The sequence below is a fragment of the Methylomonas rosea genome (assembly GCF_024505055.1).
GTDB classification, from domain to species: domain Bacteria; phylum Pseudomonadota; class Gammaproteobacteria; order Methylococcales; family Methylomonadaceae; genus Methylomonas; species Methylomonas rosea.
The window spans coordinates 18,519-37,917 of sequence record NZ_JANIBL010000050.1 but is presented as its reverse complement, the minus strand read 5'-3'; the positions used below and the strand labels follow the sequence as shown (position 1 = coordinate 37,917).

Genomic DNA, 19,399 nt, shown 5'->3' with positions numbered 1-19,399 from the left:
GGGAGAGGGAGCAAGGTCTGCACGGGATTTAAGTATTACATATTGGCTCATGTTTAATTTCCCCCTCTCCCCTCGGGAGAGGGCAGGGGTGAGGGAATCCAAAAAAGGCTTTTGCAATGAAAGAATTGACCCGTTCACTACGCAAAAATCAAACCGACGCAGAACGAGTGATTTGGCAACAGCTCAGGAATCGGCAATTACTGGGCTGTAAATTTCGTAGACAGCAGGTTATCGGCCCATTCATCGTTGATTTTGTTTGCCTGGAACCCAAGTTGGTAATTGAAGTTGATGGTGGGCAGCATGCCGAGCAACAGGAATACGATCAAAACAGAAGCCATTATTTGCAACAGCTGGGGTATCGAGTGTTGAGATTTTGGAATCACGAGGTTTTACAAGACATGCCTGCCGTGATGGGAGCCATTCATCTGACTATTCTTGAGTTAAGAGATACAGTAAAAACTTAGGAAAATAACTACCTCTCCTGATTGACGACTGTATGGATGCACGAGGCTAGTCAATGTCGGGAGTAGTTGACCAATAAACTTCCTCTCCTGATGGAGAGGGTTGGGGTGAGGAGAATTAAATAAGGTGAATTTCCTATTTTTATGTTACTCACCCCCCTCCTTCTCCCGATGATAGAAGGGGATTCCTTTAATTTTTAGAGCCCCTCAAAAGCTAACGCCCGGCATCTAAAATTTAACTCCCTGCAAAAAGTGGGCATAATGCTCCGGTTTTTAATGCGCGTAACTAGCCAATGCAATGAAACCAGCGGCAAATATCTATTTGATCGGCCTGATGGGGGTGGGTAAAACCACTATAGGCAAACAGCTTGCAAAAGCCTTGCAATGGCCGTTCTACGACAGCGATAGAGTCATCGAGGAATGCACGGGCGTGGACATTCCGACGATCTTCTCCTACGAAGGCGAAGAAGGCTTCCGGATGCGCGAGCAAACCGTGATCCGTCATTTATCGGCGTTGCAAGGGATAGTGATGGCTACCGGTGGCGGCGCGGTATTAATGCCCGAAAATCGGGCAGCATTAAAGCAAAACGGTTTTGTGGTGTATCTGCACTGCTCTATCGACAAAATCTTGCATCGCACCAAACACGATACCCAACGCCCGCTACTACGCACCGATAACCCCAGACAACGCCTGCAAACCTTGCTGGCACAACGCGACCCGCTGTATACGGAATGCGCCGACTTCAAAATCGACTCCGGCGTATTGCCCACTAAAACCGTGGTTAAAACCATTTTGCAGCAATATCAGGCTGCTTTAGAAGATCATGAAAGAATTGCAAGTTGCACTAAATAACGACAGAAGTTACCCGATTTACATTGGCGCCGGCTTACTGACGCAAGCGGAACTGTTGACCAAACATATTCGCTCCAAGCAAATATTGATTGTCACCAACGAGACTATCGCCCCGCTTTATCTGGCCAAATTGCAGACGGCATTGGGCGGCGACTATCAAGTCGAAACAGTCATTCTCCCAGACGGCGAGCAGTACAAAACGCTCGAATATTTGGAAAAAATCTTCGATCAATTGCTCGCCAAAAAATTTAGCCGCAACGCCACTTTGATTGCCTTGGGCGGTGGTGTGATCGGCGACATGGGCGGCTTTGCGGCGGCTTGTTATCAACGCGGCATCGCTTTTATTCAAATTCCCACCACTTTATTGGCCCAGGTCGATTCTTCTGTCGGCGGCAAAACCGGCGTGAACCATCCGCTGGGTAAAAATATGATAGGCGCGTTTTATCAACCGCAATGCGTCATCGCCGACGCTGACGTGCTGGATACCCTGGACGACAGACAGCTGTCTGCCGGCTTGGCGGAAGTCATTAAATACGGTCTGATCCGTGACCCGGCGTTTTTGGAATGGCTGGAAACCAATATGCCGAAATTACTGGCGCGCGATAAAGATGCGTTGGCTTGTGCCATCGAGCGATCCTGCATCAATAAAGCCGAAGTTGTCGGCGAAGACGAGTTCGAATCCGGCGTGCGCGCCACGCTAAATCTAGGCCACACCTTCGGCCACGCCATCGAAACCGGCAGCGGTTACGGTCATTACCTGCATGGCGAGGCGGTGGCCATCGGCACTTGTTTTGCCGCCGACTTGTCGCGGCGCCTGGGTTGGCTGAACGATGCCGACGTCAATCGTATTATCGCCGTATTCAAGGCCGCCAACTTGCCTGCCACGCCGCCTAAGGAAATGACGACCGAGCAATATGTGGACTTGATGGCCGTGGATAAGAAAAATGTCGACGGCAAAATTCGGGTGATTTTGCTGGAAGCGGTCGGCAAAGCCTCTCTCCCCGTCAACGTCGATCTGGCGCAATTGCAGGCAACCTTGAACGGCTATGCTGGATAACGACGACCTGACTTACAGTTACCAAAAGCGCTCCGTGGTCAACAATACCGAACGGGCCTTGATAACGCTGGAGCGCTCACAAAAACTGGATTTGCTGCTGCACTTGCTGGCCAATTTACAGCAATCGCTGATCGTCTGCGGCCCGGAAGGCATCGGTAAAACCACGCTATTGGAGACTGTCAGGCAAAATCGTAAAGATATGTGGGAGGTAGTGTTGCTGCCTGCCTCAGCCGACTCCAGCTTCGAAAGCCTGATCAATGCTTTATTACGCGGCCTGAACATCGCCAAGGCTTCGGCTTTCGATCTAAGCGCGTTGCGCGACAAATGCGCCAAACAAAAAGTGGTGCTGCTGATCGACGATGCCGGCAACTTGGTTCCCGGCTTGATCACGATGCTGATCGAGTTTGCCGAATCGCTACCGGGTTTGCGACTGGTGTTAGCGATGAATCACGATCAATTCCACATCAAAAGCGGCACCGACAAACGGGTGGAAGAATGTCATTTCATCGAACTGCCGCCGCTCAGCAAAAAGCAATGCGGCGAGTATTTGCAAAACCTGTCGGCGCAACCGGGCGCGGTGGTTTCATTCAACGCCATCAGCGAGAGCCTGATCGAGGATTTATACCGCGCCAGCAACGGCATCCCCGGCAAGATTCTCGCGCAATTGCCTAAATTGGCTAATTACCAAAGCCAAAAGCGCAGCAAGGTGGGATTATGGTTGGCAATCGCCGGCGTTTTAACCGGAGCCGGCTATGCGGTGCAATCTTTATTGCCGCTGGACAGGATTATTGAACAGCCCACTATCAATGCGCCACTTGCCAGCCAAAGCGAAAACACCAGCAAGCTTGTGATCGAAAACCTGCCCGTTCCGGCAACACCTGCGCTCGTAGAGCCATCGGTTCCGGCAAATGAGATACCAATAGCACCAACCCCGGTTGCAGCATTGCCAGAACCTAAAGCTACCGAGCCGGAACCGTTGCCAAATATTGATGCGGTCGCCGTTGCCCCCGTTCAGGAAAAATCCAAGCCCGCCAATCCTGTTCCAAATAAAGCGGACAAACAGCCGACAAGCCAGCCCATTGCCAGCGAAACTATTAGTGCACCTGCCGCAGCCAGCCCTCCGGAACCCAAACCCGAGCCGCAGCCGGAAAAACCTGCAACGCCCGCTATAGAGCCGCCGCCAGTCCAAGCCGCGACCAAGCCCGTGGAACACAAACCTGTCAAACCCGCCTTCGAAGGCAGCGATCAGGACTGGATCATGGCGCAACCGGCCGGCAACTTCACGCTGCAAGTCATGGTACTGTCCAGTAAAGATGCGGCGCTGCGTTTCCAAAAAAAATACGCCGATTACCGCGACGGCCTGAAGTTCTATCCCATCAAACAAGGCGAACAGGAAAAATACGTGGTAATTTACGGCTCTTTCCAAACCGCCGCCGAAGCGATTCAGCTTAAAGCCGTCATGCCCGGCGAGTTTAAGCAGGCCATGGAAAAGCGCTTCCGGGCCGTACAAAAAGAAAGCCGCCGCTGATTATCACCCCCAATCAAAACGAATGACCAACTTACAAAACGACTTATTCTTAAAAGCCCTGTTAAGACAGCCTGTCGAGCGCACACCGGTCTGGATGATGCGCCAAGCCGGACGTTATTTACCCGAGTACCGGGAAGTACGCGCCAAGGCCGGCAGCTTCATGCAGCTCTGCACCAATCCGGAACTGGCTTGCGAAGTGACCTTGCAACCGCTGGAACGCTTTAATTTCGACGCAGCCATCTTGTTTTCCGACATTCTGACCATTCCCGATGCGATGGGCTTAGGTCTCTCGTTTGCCGAAGGCGAAGGCCCGCAATTCGCAAACCCGGTTAGAACCGCCGCCGACATCGCCAAACTACCGATTCCCGACCCGGAAACCGAATTGCGCTATGTGATTGACGCAGTGCGCTTGATCAAAACCAATCTGCACGGCCGGGTACCCTTGATCGGTTTTTCCGGAAGTCCCTGGACGCTGGCCACCTACATGGTGGAAGGCAAAAGCAGCAAAAGCTTTCAGAAAGTGAAAAGCCTGATGTTCGAACAACCGCAACTCATGCACCAGATGCTGGACAAGCTGGCGCAATCGGTTGCCTCTTATTTGAATGCGCAAATCGCTGCCGGCGCCGATGCGGTGATGGTGTTCGATACCTGGGGCGGCATGCTCAGCCACGACGATTATCTGGAGTTTTCGTTGCGCTATGCGCGGCAGGTTCGCGAGCTGTTAAATACCCGCCATGATGGCAAGCAAATCCCCACCATTTTGTTTACCAAGGGCGGCGGTCTATGGCTGGAGGCGATGGCCGATACCGGTTACGACGCACTGGGCCTGGACTGGCAAACCGACATCGGTCAAGCCCGCGCCCGCGTCGGCGACCGGGTGGCGTTGCAGGGCAATATGGACCCCATTACGTTATACGCGCAACCCGAAGTGATCCGCGAAAAAGTCGGCAAAGTGCTGCAAGGTTTCGGCAATGGTTCGGGACATGTGTTTAATTTAGGCCATGGCATTTTGCCTGACATTAATCCGGAACATGTCAAAGCCATGGTCGATGCGGTGCGGGAATTGAGTCCGCAATATCATCGATAGATAAGGGTGTGGAATATTAAAAACCTTCTTCCTCATAAGGCCATCGTAAAAGCCAAAATGTAGGTTGGGTTAGCGTAGCGTAACCCAAAAAAATCAAAATGTTGGACTTCATTGCACTCAGCCCAACCTACACATTGCGACAGCATCTATTAATATGGGGGAGCAATTTCTCGGCGATTTGCAAAAGTTTGCGATTCGCTGAATAGTTACCAATTTTTTGTAACCCCAATATGTGGATTCAAAAACGCATTCAGCTAGCTGCCAAACCGCGCGGTTTTCATTTGATCACGCGGGAAATCGTCGGTCAGTTGGCCGAACTGGATAAAATTGAAATAGGCTTGGCGCATGTGTTTTTGCAACATACTTCGGCATCATTAGCAATCAACGAAAACGCAGATGCCGATGTACGCCGAGACCTGGAAAGTTATTTCTCCCGGGCGGTAGCGGAAAATGAACCATACTACCGCCACACGCTCGAAGGGCCGGACGATATGCCCGCTCATATTAAAACCGTTATTTTAGGCAGCTCGCTAAGTATTCCGATCAGCGACGGCCAACTGGCCTTGGGGATTTGGCAAGGCATTTATTTATGTGAGCATCGCAATCATGCCGGCAATCGCACTATCATCGTTACACTACACGGCGAATAAAGAGGTATTTATGAGAGCATCAAAACTAATCGTTTTATTACTGGCGGCTTGCAGCCAAAGCCTATCCGCCGAGGAAGCCGGCAAACCCTTGGAAATGACGGTCTATCGTAGCCCCACTTGCGGTTGTTGCGGCAAATGGCTGGAACATGCTAAGCAAAACGGTTTCAAAATCAACGATGTGATCAGCGAAGACATGGAGACCATCAAAGCCCGTTTCGGCGTGCCTGAGAAGCTGGCATCCTGTCATACTGCCATCGTGGACGGCCATGTTATCGAAGGCCATGTGCCGGCCGCCGACATTCAGAAACTGTTGCAAAGCAAATCCAAAATAGTAGGCATCGCCGCGCCGGGCATGCCGATGGGCAGCCCCGGTATGGAGATGGGTGGACAACAAGACGCGTATAAGGTGGTTTCCTTCGATAAAGACGGGAAGTACGAGGTGTTTGCAGAGCATGGCAGCAATCAATAACTAAGATTCCATAGTCTCGAGTAATCATGACCCCAAATGACGCGCCGTCGCCAATTGCCGCTTAGATTGATGCTGACGATCATGTATTTTGGCAACACATCTTATGACTAAGGCTCTCGTCACCGGCGCCAGCGGTTTTATCGGCTCGCAGCTGTGCCAGGCCTTAATGAACCAAGGTTATGCGGTAAGAACTTGCAGTCGCGCTGGGCATGGCCCGGACAACATAGCGTTTGATTTTGCAAATCCGGGAGCTTGCCCCGCAGAACTGTGCTCAGGCATAGACGTGGTGTTTCATCTGGCCGGTAAAGCCCACGCCTTGGCGGAGAACCGGCAGGATACGGCCGAATACCGTGAAGTGAATACGGATGGCACACGAAAATTGCTGGAAGCGGCGCAACAGGCCGGGGTAAAAAGCTTTGTGTTCTTCAGCAGCGTGAAAGCAGTCGGCGATAGTAGCCGTCAACCCATGGACGAAACGTTTAACGAGCCGGCCAGCGACCCTTACGGCTTATCCAAATACGAGGCGGAGCAACTGGTGCTGCACGGCGGTTATATTCCGCATCCCGTTGTGTTGCGACTCAGTATGGTCTACGGCGATACCGGGAAAGGCAATTTGCCGAGGATGATAAAAGCGGTCCGACGCGGGATATTTCCACCGTTGGCAGAGTCCGGTAACCAACGTTCCATGGTCCATGTAGAAGACGTGATTGCCTCCGCCTTGTTGGCTGCCGAGAAGCCCGAAGCAACCGGACAAATTTATATCGTCACCGACCAACAAAGCTATTCCACCCGGCAGATTTACGATGCGATCAGAGCCGCTCTCGGTAAGCGGCCCGTTGCTTGGTCGGCACCGATGCCGCTGCTAATAGGTTTGGCGAGATTGGGCGATGGCTTTGGTCGGCTGACAGGGCGACGCTTTCCTATCGATAGCGATAGCCTGGAAAAATTAACCGGTTCGGCTTGGTATTCGTCTGCTAAAATCGGCCGCGAATTGGGTTTTCAACCTCGACACACGCTCTGGAAAGCCCTGCCCGATATTATTCGCCACCTAAGTTAATCCAGCGTGCTACTGCTTTTCACCGTTATCTTGTTGCTCGCCGTCGTATTGACCGGCCTGATTCGCCGCTATGCCTTAACTTATAAGGTGCTGGACATCCCCAACCAACGCAGCTCGCACAGCGTGCCAACCCCGCGCGGCGGCGGCTTGGCTATCGTGCTGGCATTCTTTGCGGCCGCTCTCTGGCTGTTTTTCGATAGTCGATTAACCGATACTTCCTTAGCCCTGCTGGGTTCCACGCTGTTGGTAGCCGTTATCGGTTTCTGCGACGATCACGGCGAAGTGGCTGCGCGCTGGCGGTTTTTGACGCATTTACTGGCGGCTATCATCGCCCTGGAATTGTTGGGCGGCCTTCCCGTGGTATTGGTCCCCGCGCCATTCGACGCCATCCTCGGACGATTAAGCTTAAACCCCGGCTGGCTGGGCTATCCATTGGGAGCACTGTTTTTGGTGTGGACTTTAAACCTGTTTAATTTCATGGACGGTACCGACGGCATCGCCGGTTCGGAAGCGCTGTTCGTCTCCTCGGCGTTGGCAGGCTATCTGTTTTTTATCGACCAAAGTCTTTGCGCTGTTGCCTTGAGTTTGGCGGCAGCGTGCGGCGGCTTTTTGCTGTGGAATTGGCCGAAAGCGAAAATCTTCATGGGCGATGTCGGCAGCGGCTTTATCGGCCTATTACTGGGTTTATTGATTTTACTAGCCGCACAACAAGCCGCCGTGCTGCTGTATTGCGGACTGATTTTATTCGGTGTGTTTATCGTAGATGCCAGTTATACCTTGGCGATTAGAATGTTTAGCGGGCAGAAATGGTACGCGGCGCATTGCTCGCACACGTATCAACACGCGGCCAAACGCTACGGACATTTGCCGGTGTTATTGACAACCTGGGCAATCAATTGCGGCTGGCTGCTGCCTGTCTCTCTATGGATATTTAAGCACCCCAGCCATGCTTTGGCCGGCATGACCGTGGCTTATCTGCCGTTAATCTATCTGGCTTACCGGTTTAAGGCCGGCCAAACCGAGTTGGCTATTTCGTGACTTTAAAATTCCGCTCCCGCACCACCATTTTTCTGCACGATCTGGCCATGATTCCGCTGGCCTGGTTCGGCGCATACTGGCTGCGCTTTAATCTGCAAGATATCCCCGACGAATTTTTTTATTCGGCCTTATTGTTCTTACCTTGGGTTATCGCTATCCAGGTCAGTTTGTTCTGGGTGTTTGGTTTGTATCGCGGCGTTTGGCGGTTCTCCTCGTTGCCGGACCTGATCCGCATCGGCAAAGCCGTGTTGACCGGGATTTTTTTTATTGCCTCCGCACTGTTTTTATATGACCGCCTGCACGGAGTGCCACGCTCGGTGGTGCCGCTGTATGTGCTGATCTTGTTTTCCTTGCTCAGCATTCCGCGCTTGGTTTATCGCTTTTGGAAAGAACAGACTTTCGCGGAGCGTATCGGCCGGCGCGCCTTGATCGTCGGCGCCGGGTCTGCCGGGGAAATGTTGGTCAGGGATTTATTGGCCAATGTCGATAGCGACTATGTGCCAATCATTTTCGTCGACGACAACCATGGTAAATATAAGCGCGAGATTCGCGGCATCCGCGTCGCCGGCACCGTCGAGCAAATACCCGAATTAGTCGAGCGCTGGAATATCGAAACGGTGCTGATCGCCGTGCCGTCGGCCAGCGACCAGCAGATGCGCCGTATCGTGGAAATCTGCGAAAACTGTTCGGTGGATTTTCAGACCCTGCCGTCGGTTAAAGAACTGCTGAGCGGCGCGGTCACCACCGCCAACCTGCGTAGCGTATCCATCGAAGATATTCTGGGCCGCACGCCGGTAAAACTGGATTGGCCAGGCATAAAAAATCATCTGCACGATAGAGTTATTTTAGTCACGGGCGGCGGCGGTTCCATAGGTTCCGAACTTTGCAAGCAGCTGGCCAGGGCGCAACCGCGCAAGTTGATCGTGTTCGATCAGTGCGAATTTAATTTGTACAAAATCAATGCCGATTTAAACCGGCTGTTTCCGGAGTTATCGCATCAGGCGGTGCTTGGCGATGTCGCTGATTCAATCGCCGTGCAGCAGGTGATCAGCAAACAACGACCGGAAATCGTGTTTCATGCCGCTGCTTATAAACATGTGCCCTTATTGGAAAATCAAATCCGCGAGGCGGTGCATAACAATCTGATCGGTACCAAAATCCTGGCGGAAGCGGCTATTGCTGAGGGTGTGGAGCGCTTTGTATTAATTTCCACCGACAAGGCAGTCAATCCTACCAATGTAATGGGTGCAACCAAACGGGCGGCGGAAATTCTTTGCCAAAACCTGAATCAAACCGGTAACACCCGTTTTACCACCGTCCGTTTCGGCAATGTGCTCGATTCGGCTGGCAGTGTCGTGCCGCTGTTCAGGGAGCAAATCAAAGCCGGCGGACCCATCACAGTCACGCATCCGGATATTACCCGCTACTTCATGACGATTCCGGAAGCTTGCCAACTGATCATGCAAGCGGAAACCATAGGCCAGGGTGGGGAGGTTTTCGTCCTGGATATGGGCGAGCCGGTAAAAATCACGTACCTGGCGGAGCAAATGATCCGCCTGAGCGGCAAAGTCCCGAATAAAGACATCGAAATTAAAATTGTCGGCTTGCGGCCCGGCGAAAAACTCTACGAAGAATTATTCCATGACCAGGAACAATTGCTGGCAACCAGCCATGCGAAATTACGTTTGGCAAAAGCCCGTCTCTATGACTCCGTGGAATGGGCTAAACAAATTGAAGACTTACAGCGAGTTTGCCGGAACTACGATAACCAGCAACTATTAGCGGGTTTGAAACAACTGGTACCGGAGTTTAATACCCCATCCTAAATCCGGCCTATCCGATAGCAATACAGCTTTGTTTTCCGGCGATCATTTAATTCGAGCACCGATTCGGGTACACCATTCGGTATCGGAAAAGAGGACGAGATAAACAAGCACCCTGCACGCATCTCCCGCCGAACTTTTTCGCCTATTTTCGCCATCACCAGCGGCGACAGGAAGGCGAATACCACATCGAATTGTCGCAAATCTTGGTCCCAAAAGCTTGAGCGTCCGACGCGGATATTAGTCAGATTACGACAACGCCAATCAGCCAGCAACCAGGGCAGAGGTGCCCGCTCCAAGGCCACTATAGCCATGTCCGGCTTCGCATTCCCGAGCGGCACTACTACCGTCCCAAACCCGGCCCCAATATCGACAAACGATTGCGCCTCTTCCCGGCTTACTATTTCGATCAGCGCCTCGCTGACGGCCGAGGACGATAAGAACAAAGGAACATCGCCTTTTACTGTGCCCCAGAATAATAGGGTTAGCAGCAGCAACATCAGTAGATATAGCCACGCGGGCACTTGCCAGCTCAGTCCCAGCAATATGGTCGGTATAAATAGTAAATGAATCGGTAGCCACCAGACAGGCTGACGAAAACCTCGAGAGCAAAGCGCAGCCAAACAGGCCTGCATCGCAGCCGCTTGCCAAACGCTAATTGGCAGAGGAAAAAGTGTGCGTAGACCTAACACTGCGGCGCAGGCTAGCAGTTGGCTGAGCAGTGCCTTGAATAACTGCATCAGATACTTACCGGGCTGTCAGCCGACTATTGACCGCGCCAGGCTAATGCGCGGCGCCATCCGCCCCGGTAATTTTGGTATTTTGCTGAATCGTCGGCGATATGGCCGGCAGGCCGGGAACTGTGGTATCGCTGCTACCGGGTTTATCCTCGGCACCATCGTGCAAAACTTGATTTTCGGTCTTTTTATTCATCACCACGATGGAAATCCGCCGGTTCATCGGATCGTTCGGTACATCACCCTTGTAAGGAATGCTAGATGCCAGACCGACGACGCGCAGCACCTTGTCTTCGCTAAGTCCGCCTTGGGTCAACTCGCGGCGGGCCACATTGGCGCGGTCGCTGGATAACTCCCAGTTGGAATAGCCGGTACGATTGCTGGGAAACGGCAATGCGTCGGTATGACCGTTGATGGTAACTTTGTTTGGCAATTCGTTGATCACCGGCGCCAGTTCGCGCAAGATGGCTTGCGCATAGGTTTCGATACCCGAACTGGCCAGTTTGAACATCGGCCGGTTTTGCGCATCGATAATCTGGATTTTCAGCCCTTCCGGGGTGGTTTCCAGCTTGATTTGATCTTTGTATTCAGCCAGCTTGTCGTTAGCTTTAAGCATGTCCTCGATTTTTTCCTGCAACTTTTCCAACTTGAGTTTTTCCTGCTCTTCCGCGAGCTTTTCGATATCCTCTGGGGTCGGTTCGGCCGGGGTATTTTCCCCCTGATGCACTTGGCCTTCTTCTTGAGATTTCAAGTCCTGACCGCCGGCTTGAATAATGCTGGCTCGGTCGCCCGTGCCCTCGCCGCTACTATTGGTAATTGCTACGCCGAAGGGGTTTTGGAAATATTCGGAAATGCCTTTTTTGGTTTTCTCGTCAGTGGAACCGAGCAGCCACATCAACAAAAAGAAGGCCATCATTGCCGTCACGAAGTCGGCATAGGCAATTTTCCAGGCACCGCCGTGATGACCGCCGTGACCGGCCTTCTTGATTTTCTTGATGATTATGGGTTGTTCGGCCATCGCTGTTCGCCCTATTTACCCGCTTTTAATTGTTCTTCCAGCTCGGTAAAGCTCGGTCTGGCATTATGCGGAATGGCGGTGCGCATGAATTCGACCGTCATCGCCGGCGACGTGCCTTTTGCACAGTTCAGCAGGCCTTTTTGAGTGCATTTATAGGCATTGCTTTCCTCTTCCAGCCGCGCTTCCATCACCGATGCCACCGGACCGATAAAACCGTAAGAGACCAAAATACCGAGGAAGGTACCAACCAGCGCCGCAGCGATCAGTTTGCCCAGTTCCGCCGGAGGAATACCCACCGATTCCATCGTATGCACCACTCCCATTACCGCCGCGACGATACCGAAAGCGGGCATACCGTCACCGACTTTTTGCACGGCCTTGATCGGCTCGTTGCCTTCGGCGTGGTGCACTTCAATTTCCGCATCCATGATGTCTTCAAGTTGGTTGACGTCAACCCCTGTCAGAATCAGCCTGAGCTTATCGCAAATGAATTCCATCAGATGGTGGTCATGCACGATTTTTTCCCCAAAAATCGAACTGCCCTCCGGATCGTCCACGACTTTTTCCAGGGACAGCAGACCTTCCTTGCGGGCCTTCTGACTGAGCGCGTTAAAGCTCATCAGCAGTTCCATGTAGTATTCCTTGGTGTAGGTACTACCTTTCAAGGTCGCGGTACCGCCAGCCATCGCCGCCTTGCTGTTGGCTAACGAGTTACTGGCCAAAAAGGAACCAAAGGCGGCTCCGACGATGATCAGCACCTCCACCGGCTGCCAAAGCACTCCTAAGTGGCCACCGGCCATCATGAAGCCGCCCAATACGCAGCCCAAAATGATCACATAACCAATGATTACAAACATGGTTGCCTCTAAAAACTAAACGTTAATTGTAAAAGGGAAGCTCTAAAAATCCCCTCTCCGTTGGGAGAGGGCTAGGGTGAGGGATAAAAATAATTGATTTTAATCCTTTCATCCCAATCTTCTCCTTTATGCCCTCTTGGGTATTTATGCCCTGCGGGTATTTATGCCCCTTGGGTGCTGAGGAAAGGAGATGGTTTAATTTTTAGAGTTCCCCAAATTCAAACTTACCCTGGATCCACTCGCTTTACCGGCCGCCATGTAAGTTGCCGGATAAGTCTAGGCTATGCTTTTCAATATCTCAGGCTAAATGCACAGTTTTTTTCAAAACCAGCTTGCTGATCGCCGGCAGCACCACAAACGTACACGTCATAATCCAGAAAATACCGATAGTGATCACCAGTCCCATGCTGGATATGCCTTGGTGCGGCGAAAATGCCAGACCGACAAAACTGGAAATGGTGGTCAACGCGCCGTAAAACATGCCGCGCGCGGTACTGGATTGATAAATATTCTGATCCTCCGATAGGGAGTGATGCAGTTTTTCAACCATATGGATACCGTTATCGACACCCAGCCCCATTAATAAAGGCAAGGCAATAATATTGGCAAAATTGATAGGCGTACCGGTAAACACGGTGGTCGCCATCGTGAATAAGCCGGCCAGTACCAAGGGAGTCATCACCAACAGGGTATCGACGATACTGCGGCGAATGAACATCAACAGCAAGGCAATCGCCACCAAGGCGATGATGATGGCTTCCTGGAAGGCGCCTATCACCGCTTTCATGGACTCCCAATACATCACCGGCAAATCGGTGGCATTGGGTGCCACGGCCTGCACATCGGTGATAAAAGTCTGCAAGTTACCGAGATCGTTTAAATCTTCCTTAGGAAAAATCTGGATACGGTACAAACCGTCTTTACTCAGCCAACGCTCCTTGATTTCCGCCGGGATACTGGTGGGTATGATTTCTTCCGCATGGAAACCAATCAGAAGCTGGTTCATTACGGTCGGCAGCGTGCCGAGCAACGACGTTTGAATTTTCTCGATAAACACACCACGGTCAGGCTGAAACCTAGCTTCCAGTTCCACCATGACGTCTTGCAACTGTTGTTTAAAGGTTTGCAGCGATTTGATGTCGGCGGGATTGGTTTTTTTCGGCAGATTGTTGTCTATCGCCGCGATCATGCGCTTGATTGCCGGTAGCGGATCGGTGCCGGTTTTTAACTGCGGGAAAAACTGGCTTTGCGGCCCCAAAGTCAGCACCATGTCGTCGATGATACCTAACTTACTTTCCTGATCGTCAGGCACAAAATCGAACAAGCTGACGGTTTTGTCGACAGTTTTCAGGCTCTCCAGCTTTTTCTGCGTAGCCCTGGCTTCGTCTTCGTTTTTCACCAAAACGGTCAAGGTCATCGGCGAGGTATCGCGCTCCTTCATCAAATCCTTGAAGGCAATCACCGACTCGGTATGCGGATCACGCAGATTCAAGGGATTGAAATCGGTTTGCACCTGAAATACAAAGTACACAGCGATGACTGCGCCAATCAGCGTGACTAACGAAATCGGTTTGGCATAGTGCAGGGTAAAGTGAGCCAGCAGGTGGGTAAATTTCGACGCGCCGGGTTGCTCACCATGCAATTGATGCACGGGCGGATTCGGCAAGACCTTGAGCAGCACCGGCAACACGGTCAAGGTAATGAACAAACAAATAAATAAGCTGGTTCCGGCCAATAAACCCAGCTCGGAAATACCTTGGTAGTCGGTGGGAATAAAGGCATACAAACCGATTGATGTGGTACCGGCGCAGAGAATCAGGGACGGACTGGTCGCTAATAAAGCCGAACGGATCGCCTTTCCTTTGTCGCTGCCGTATAAATCCAGATTGTCGCGATAACGGAGGCAAAAATGGATCGCATATTCCACGCCCAAACCGATATTGGACACCGCGAAGGCCACAGAAATCAGATTAAGCTGCTTGACCGCCACCGACGCGAACAAGCCGCAAAACACCATGCCCAATGCCAGCGTCAGCAAGGTAGCCAGCATCAACAGCCAGGAACGGTAAGCCACCAGCAAAATGCCGCAGACCAACACGATAGAAAAGATGCTGGCGGTAAAAGTACCTTCACTCATCCCGGCCATTTCGTCATGTTCCAAACCCACTTCGCCGGTCACCCAGACTTTAACTGCCGGTAGATTAGGGTCCTGAATTTTGTCGGCGGCCTGACGGATCACCTTGATTGCGGGTTCTACCGGCAAAATCTGGCTGTAGTCGAATTTCGGCGTGACAAAAATAAAGGCTTTATCCGATTGTTCTTCGCTGATCTTATTTTCGGCGATCAGTTTTTGCCAGGACAGCAAATCGGTTTCGCCATTCAGCGTCTTATGCAGCGAGTTGCTGACCTTGTCGATCAAAGACATCAGATCGATGGGCACTTCTTCGGTTTTGGTTTCCGCGTTCAGCGCGTCCTCGAATATCGAGAAAAAACCGTTCAGACTGGGGTCTTGGGAAATCCGGCCAATAAACGGCTGGGCTTGCGCCAGCGTCACCGAAAAATCCTGCAACTTGTCGGTATCCAGATACAGCAGGCCGTTGCGTTGAAAAAATGCGTTTTCATCCGGCCGATAGACCTTGGTGAAATGTTCTGTATCGGCTCTGAGCTCCCGGCTCAAGCGTTGCGCAGCGGCCTTGGTCAATTCCGGACTGGAAGACTCGATCACCAGCAGCAACGTATGGACTTCCTGACCGAATTGCTGTTCGAACTTGCGGCGGTTTTGCTGAAACGGCGCTTCCGGCGCGATCAATTCCGCAGTATCGGTGTTGACGGTCAGATGATTGCCGGTGTATTGCACGGCAAGATAAGCCAAGATTATCGAGGCAAGTAACACTAATCCCGGCGAATACAGCAGCCAGTTGCCCCAACGAAAGGCGATATTTCCCAAACGTTTTTCTAAGGACATGCTTAAGCGCTCACTACGGTGTTAATCAAGTACACGGTGTAACTGGCGTAAATGGCCAGCAATATGCCGCCTTCGACCCGATTGATGCGGCCTTGCTCACGTTTACCCGCGTAACCCAACGCAAACAAGGACACTGTCAGCAGTGCCATCAGCGGCCAATCGCGATTGACGATCTCCACGGGGATAGTCATCGGGTGAATCACTCCGGCCAAACCTACAACCGCGAGCGTGTTGAATAAATTGGAGCCGATGATATTACCCAAGGCCAGATCGTGCTCGCCTTTGCGGGCAGCGGCAATGGACGATGCCAGCTCGGGCAACGAAGTACCGATGGCGACGATGGTTAATCCGATCACCAAATCGCTGACCCCCAAATCCTGAGCAATCGTTACCGCCCCCCAGACCAATAACCTGGAACTAATCACCAACAGCAGCAATCCGCTGACCAACCAAATCACAGACTGGGCGCAAGACATGCTGCGCTGCTCCAGCTCTTCGGCCATCTCCTCGCCCAACACGTCAGTTGTTTCGGCGGTTTTGCTCAAGCCTTGGCGGATCATCCAGGTCATCACCCCGACAAACACTACCAACTCCAGCACCGCGTCCACCCGCGACAGATCGCCGTCGTATACCTGACCAAGCGCAAATACCGTCACCCCAAACAACACCGGCAGCTCTTTTTTTATAATTTGCGAATGCACTACGATGGGACTAATCAGCGCCACGGCACCGAGAATCAGGGCGATATTGGTGATATTGGACCCGTAGGCATTACCCAGCGCTATCCCCGGATTGCCTTGCCAGGCAGACAAAACGGACACTGTCAGTTCCGGCGCGGAGGTACCGAAACCAATCACCACCATACCTATTAATAACGGCGACATGCCCAGAAAACGCGCTATCGCCGCAGCTCCTTCGACAAAAATATCGGCACTCCAAACCAACACAATCAGACCGATGACTATCATCAACAGTGGCAAAGCCATAACCTACCCTTACATTTTAAATATCAAAAAAAACCGAAATACTGCCCTGCGTGACGCCGAATACTAATCCACAGTCCACTGCACCAGACCGCTGTAGGCACTGGCAATCACCACCACGCCAAACACAATCCGATACCAGGCAAAAATAATAAAATCGTGATGACTGATATAACGCAGCAAACCTTTTACCGCCAACAAGGCGCTGATAAAAGCCGCGACCAAGCCGACCGCGAACGACAACGCGTCGCTCTCGATATGCAGCAAGTCGCGGTGCTTGTATAAGTCGTACAGACTGGCGACTACCAAGGTGGGAATCGCCAAGAAGAAAGAAAACTCGGTGGACGCCTTACGCGACAAACCGAACAACAAGCCGCCGATAATGGTCGCACCTGAGCGAGAAGTACCGGGGATCAAGGCAAAGGCCTGGGCGATACCCAATTTCAAGGCATCCAACGGGCTGAGATCGTCAACATTATCGACCCGGATTTTGTGCTCGCGCTTTTCCGCCCAGATAATCACGAACGCACCTATGATGAAGGCCAAGGCCACCGGCACCGGTTTGAACAGCGCGGCCTTGATATGCTTGCCAAACAACAAGCCCAGCGTCGCCAGCGGCATAAACGCAATCATCAGGTTTAATACAAACTTTTGCGCTTGCCTGTCGCTAGTCAAGCCGCTCAATACCGAGCCGATCTTGGCCCGATATTCCCAGCAAATCGCCAGGATCGCGCCAACCTGAATCACGATGGTAAACAGCTTGGCCTTGTCGTCGTTAAAATTCAGCAAATCGCCGGCTAGAATTAAGTGGCCGGTGCTGGAAATGGGGAGAAACTCGGTTAATCCTTCAACTACGCCGAGTATCAGGGATTTGATGATGAGGGTAATGTCCATTTTTTTATCAGGCTCCGTACCAGTCAGGTACCAGGGTCGAAATCAGCATGTGGATGAAGTTGATGTAAACCAGTCGAATTTGGTAAGCCTATGAAAAAGCCATATAAGCGGGGCGGGATTATAGTCGAAATCTCAACCATTACGTAACTTTACCCTGTAAGGCACGGCAAATCCTGGCATTTATGACTTACATGCCTGACAGCAATTTGGGCACACGCTTGCTTTGCGTAGCGCTTGCCGATCTGCCAGAATCGGCTGCATGACTGATATTGCCGTTTCGGTATCAGTCGCGCCCAGTCCGTGTAAAGGTGTTTAATCATGGCAAATGCATACCCCCCGCTGATAGCCGCGCTTTGCGACCCTGCTTGTTTCCCGCATCCGGTCGAACGGGTCACCGTACTCGAAACCCATATTTCCTGGGTATTGCTGGCCGGCCGCTACGCCTACAAAATTAAAAAGCCGGTCGATCTGGGCTTTCTGGATTTCAGCCAACTTAGCCAACGCCACTTTTACTGCCAGGAAGAAATTCGCTTGAATAGGCGTCTGGCGCCCGGCATTTATTTGCAGGTAACGGCAATTGGCGGCAGCCCCACGCAACCGAAAATCAACGCGGAACCGGCATTTGAATATGCGGTAAAAATGCGCCGCTTTGCGGCCGGCAAGCTGCTGGATACGCTGCTAACCCGAGGGGAATTGACGCCGGCGCATATTGACAGCTTGGCCGAGACTATTGCCCGATTTCATTCAGGCTTAGCGCCAGCAAGTCTCGAGTCGGACTACGGCACCCCGACTGCTATCGAAGCCCCGGCCCGGCAAAATTTCCAGCAATTGCTGGAGTTGATGAGGCCCGAAGATGCCGCATTGATCAAGAACCTGCAAGATAACTGCCGGCAAGCATTTTTGGCAGCCGAAAACCTGCTTAAGCAGCGGCAACAAGCCGGTTTTATTCGTGAATGTCATGGCGACCTGCATCTGGGCAATATCGTGTTGTTAAGAGGTCGGCCAGTGGCATTCGACGGTATCGAGTTTTCGCCCGAACTGCGCTGGATCGACACGATCAGCGATGCGGCATTCTTGATCATGGACTTGCTCCATCGCGCCCGCGCCGATCTGGCATACCGGTTTTTGAACGCCTATTTGCAAATCAGCGGCGATTACGCCGGCCTCGGCGTATTGCGCTTTTATCTCAGTTACCGAGCCGCGGTGCGCGCGAAAATTGCCGGGTATAGGTTCGCTCAAACCGGTGCGGAATCGGCCAGACAAGAATGCCTAAGTTATTTGAATTTAGCCGGCAACGGTTTAAGCCCGCGCAAACCGGCATTGATACTAACTCATGGCTTGCCCGGTTGCGGCAAAAGCACGGTTTCGCAAATAGTATTGGAAAAACATCAGCTGATCCGCTTGCGTTCGGATGTCGAAAGGAAAAGGCTATTTGGTTTAAGCGCCCTGCAAAAAAGCGGCTCGGCTATCGATAGTGGTATATACGATCCGCAAGCAAGCCAAAAAACCTACCAATATTTATTAGAAAAGACACAAGCCCTAATTGAATACGGGTTTCCGGTTATTGTCGACGCCGCTTTTTTAAAACACGCCCAACGTCGCCCATTCCAGGTGCTGGCACAAAACCTGGGAATTCCTTTCGTCATTCTTTCGATACAGGTAAAGGACGACGCGTTGCGACAACGCATTCAACGTAGACAAGAACAAGGCCGCGACGCGTCGGAAGCCGACTTGACCGTGCTGGACAAGGCCAAGACCGGCGCCGAAGCATTGCAAGCCGAGGAACTGCCGTATAACCTGGTATTGACCAATAATACCGATGGACTGGATGGAAACGATCAACAAGCAATTTGGCGCGAGCTAGAGCGAACACTGCGATAACGTTAAGGTGCGCCGGCTTTACTGACTGCCCGAGCCCGGCC

General features: G+C 52.0%; 17 protein-coding genes. 11 read left to right on the top strand and 6 right to left on the bottom strand.

Annotated features, from left to right (window positions below; all coding sequences use genetic code 11):
- Window positions 1-116 precede the first annotated feature (116 nt).
- The 10 genes from NP589_RS15435 to NP589_RS15390 all read left to right on the top strand — a co-directional run bounded on the left by NP589_RS15435 (window position 117) and on the right by NP589_RS15390 (window position 10,026).
- Complete coding sequence (locus NP589_RS15435; protein ID WP_256607794.1) at window positions 117-464, top strand: endonuclease domain-containing protein; 348 nt, start codon at window positions 117-119, stop codon at window positions 462-464.
- A 295-nt stretch (window positions 465-759) separates the two neighbouring features.
- Complete coding sequence (locus NP589_RS15430; protein WP_064008712.1) at window positions 760-1,314, top strand: shikimate kinase; 555 nt, start codon at window positions 760-762, stop codon at window positions 1,312-1,314.
- Window positions 1,286-2,371, top strand: coding sequence for a 3-dehydroquinate synthase (gene aroB, locus NP589_RS15425; RefSeq protein ID WP_256607793.1), 1,086 nt, complete (start codon window positions 1,286-1,288; stop codon window positions 2,369-2,371). The genes NP589_RS15430 and aroB overlap by 29 nt, the downstream gene beginning before the upstream one ends.
- Entirely contained in the window at window positions 2,361-3,899 is a 1,539-nt protein-coding gene (locus NP589_RS15420; protein ID WP_256607792.1) for an AAA family ATPase, read from the top strand. The genes aroB and NP589_RS15420 overlap by 11 nt, the downstream gene beginning before the upstream one ends.
- Before the next feature lie 22 nt (window positions 3,900-3,921).
- A complete protein-coding gene (gene hemE, locus NP589_RS15415) occupies window positions 3,922-4,986 on the top strand; it encodes a uroporphyrinogen decarboxylase (protein WP_256607791.1) in 1,065 nt (354 codons plus the stop codon).
- A 230-nt stretch (window positions 4,987-5,216) separates the two neighbouring features.
- Complete coding sequence (locus tag NP589_RS15410) at window positions 5,217-5,636, top strand: secondary thiamine-phosphate synthase enzyme YjbQ (protein WP_020484318.1); 420 nt, start codon at window positions 5,217-5,219, stop codon at window positions 5,634-5,636.
- 10 nt (window positions 5,637-5,646) lie between these two features.
- Window positions 5,647-6,105: a DUF411 domain-containing protein gene (locus NP589_RS15405; protein WP_256607790.1), complete on the top strand. Its 459-nt coding sequence runs from the start codon at window positions 5,647-5,649 to the stop codon at window positions 6,103-6,105.
- 103 nt (window positions 6,106-6,208) lie between these two features.
- Window positions 6,209-7,162 (top strand): NAD-dependent epimerase/dehydratase family protein, encoded by a 954-nt coding sequence (locus tag NP589_RS15400; RefSeq protein ID WP_256607789.1) that lies wholly within the window; start codon window positions 6,209-6,211, stop codon window positions 7,160-7,162.
- A gap of 6 nt (window positions 7,163-7,168) precedes the next feature.
- Window positions 7,169-8,200 carry an MraY family glycosyltransferase gene (locus tag NP589_RS15395; protein ID WP_256607788.1) on the top strand — a complete coding sequence of 344 codons (1,032 nt, stop codon included), beginning with the start codon at window positions 7,169-7,171 and terminating at the stop codon, window positions 8,198-8,200.
- The gene (locus NP589_RS15390; protein WP_256607787.1) at window positions 8,197-10,026 is read left to right on the top strand and encodes a polysaccharide biosynthesis protein; all 1,830 of its coding nucleotides are present in this window, start codon (window positions 8,197-8,199) and stop codon (window positions 10,024-10,026) included. Before NP589_RS15395 ends, NP589_RS15390 begins: the two co-directional genes overlap by 4 nt.
- On the opposite strand, the gene NP589_RS15385 is transcribed toward NP589_RS15390, so the two are convergent.
- The 6 genes from NP589_RS15385 to NP589_RS15360 all read right to left on the bottom strand — a co-directional run bounded on the left by NP589_RS15385 (window position 10,023) and on the right by NP589_RS15360 (window position 17,477).
- Complete coding sequence (locus NP589_RS15385) at window positions 10,023-10,763, bottom strand: class I SAM-dependent methyltransferase (RefSeq protein WP_256607786.1); 741 nt, start codon at window positions 10,761-10,763, stop codon at window positions 10,023-10,025. The two genes, NP589_RS15390 and NP589_RS15385, sit on opposite strands and share 4 nt — an antisense overlap.
- A 43-nt stretch (window positions 10,764-10,806) precedes the next feature.
- Complete coding sequence (gene motB, locus NP589_RS15380) at window positions 10,807-11,778, bottom strand: flagellar motor protein MotB (RefSeq protein ID WP_256607785.1); 972 nt, start codon at window positions 11,776-11,778, stop codon at window positions 10,807-10,809.
- A gap of 11 nt (window positions 11,779-11,789) precedes the next feature.
- Window positions 11,790-12,635 carry a flagellar motor stator protein MotA gene (gene motA, locus NP589_RS15375; protein WP_020484311.1) on the bottom strand — a complete coding sequence of 282 codons (846 nt, stop codon included), beginning with the start codon at window positions 12,633-12,635 and terminating at the stop codon, window positions 11,790-11,792.
- Window positions 12,636-12,933: 298 nt separating this feature from the next.
- Entirely contained in the window at window positions 12,934-15,600 is a 2,667-nt protein-coding gene (locus NP589_RS15370) for an MMPL family transporter (RefSeq protein ID WP_256607784.1), read from the bottom strand.
- A gap of 2 nt (window positions 15,601-15,602) precedes the next feature.
- Window positions 15,603-16,586: a calcium/sodium antiporter gene (locus tag NP589_RS15365; protein ID WP_256607783.1), complete on the bottom strand. Its 984-nt coding sequence runs from the start codon at window positions 16,584-16,586 to the stop codon at window positions 15,603-15,605.
- Between the two features lie 63 nt (window positions 16,587-16,649).
- Window positions 16,650-17,477, bottom strand: a complete 828-nt coding sequence (locus NP589_RS15360) for an undecaprenyl-diphosphate phosphatase (RefSeq protein WP_064008726.1) — start codon at window positions 17,475-17,477, stop codon at window positions 16,650-16,652.
- A 318-nt stretch (window positions 17,478-17,795) separates the two neighbouring features.
- On the opposite strand from NP589_RS15360, the gene NP589_RS15355 reads away from it, so the two are divergent.
- Entirely contained in the window at window positions 17,796-19,358 is a 1,563-nt protein-coding gene (locus tag NP589_RS15355) for a bifunctional aminoglycoside phosphotransferase/ATP-binding protein (RefSeq protein WP_256607782.1), read from the top strand.
- Window positions 19,359-19,399 lie beyond the last annotated feature (41 nt).

Excerpts from the sequence above, each read along its gene's own strand:
- motB (WP_256607785.1), bottom strand. The coding sequence starts at position 11,778 with ATGGCCGAACAACCCATAATCATCAAGAAAATCAAGAAGGCCGGTCAC.
- NP589_RS15400 (WP_256607789.1), top strand. The coding sequence starts at position 6,209 with ATGACTAAGGCTCTCGTCACCGGCGCCAGCGGTTTTATCGGCTCGCAG.
- NP589_RS15430 (WP_064008712.1), top strand. The coding sequence starts at position 760 with ATGAAACCAGCGGCAAATATCTATTTGATCGGCCTGATGGGGGTGGGT.
- NP589_RS15435 (WP_256607794.1), top strand. The coding sequence starts at position 117 with ATGAAAGAATTGACCCGTTCACTACGCAAAAATCAAACCGACGCAGAA.
- motA (WP_020484311.1), bottom strand. The coding sequence starts at position 12,635 with ATGTTTGTAATCATTGGTTATGTGATCATTTTGGGCTGCGTATTGGGC.
- NP589_RS15385 (WP_256607786.1), bottom strand. The coding sequence starts at position 10,763 with ATGCAGTTATTCAAGGCACTGCTCAGCCAACTGCTAGCCTGCGCCGCA.
- hemE (WP_256607791.1), top strand. The coding sequence starts at position 3,922 with ATGACCAACTTACAAAACGACTTATTCTTAAAAGCCCTGTTAAGACAG.
- NP589_RS15360 (WP_064008726.1), bottom strand. The coding sequence starts at position 17,477 with ATGGACATTACCCTCATCATCAAATCCCTGATACTCGGCGTAGTTGAA.
- aroB (WP_256607793.1), top strand. The coding sequence starts at position 1,286 with ATGAAAGAATTGCAAGTTGCACTAAATAACGACAGAAGTTACCCGATT.
- NP589_RS15370 (WP_256607784.1), bottom strand. The coding sequence starts at position 15,600 with ATGTCCTTAGAAAAACGTTTGGGAAATATCGCCTTTCGTTGGGGCAAC.
- NP589_RS15420 (WP_256607792.1), top strand. The coding sequence starts at position 2,361 with ATGCTGGATAACGACGACCTGACTTACAGTTACCAAAAGCGCTCCGTG.
- NP589_RS15355 (WP_256607782.1), top strand. The coding sequence starts at position 17,796 with ATGGCAAATGCATACCCCCCGCTGATAGCCGCGCTTTGCGACCCTGCT.
- NP589_RS15410 (WP_020484318.1), top strand. The coding sequence starts at position 5,217 with ATGTGGATTCAAAAACGCATTCAGCTAGCTGCCAAACCGCGCGGTTTT.
- NP589_RS15365 (WP_256607783.1), bottom strand. The coding sequence starts at position 16,586 with ATGGCTTTGCCACTGTTGATGATAGTCATCGGTCTGATTGTGTTGGTT.
- NP589_RS15405 (WP_256607790.1), top strand. The coding sequence starts at position 5,647 with ATGAGAGCATCAAAACTAATCGTTTTATTACTGGCGGCTTGCAGCCAA.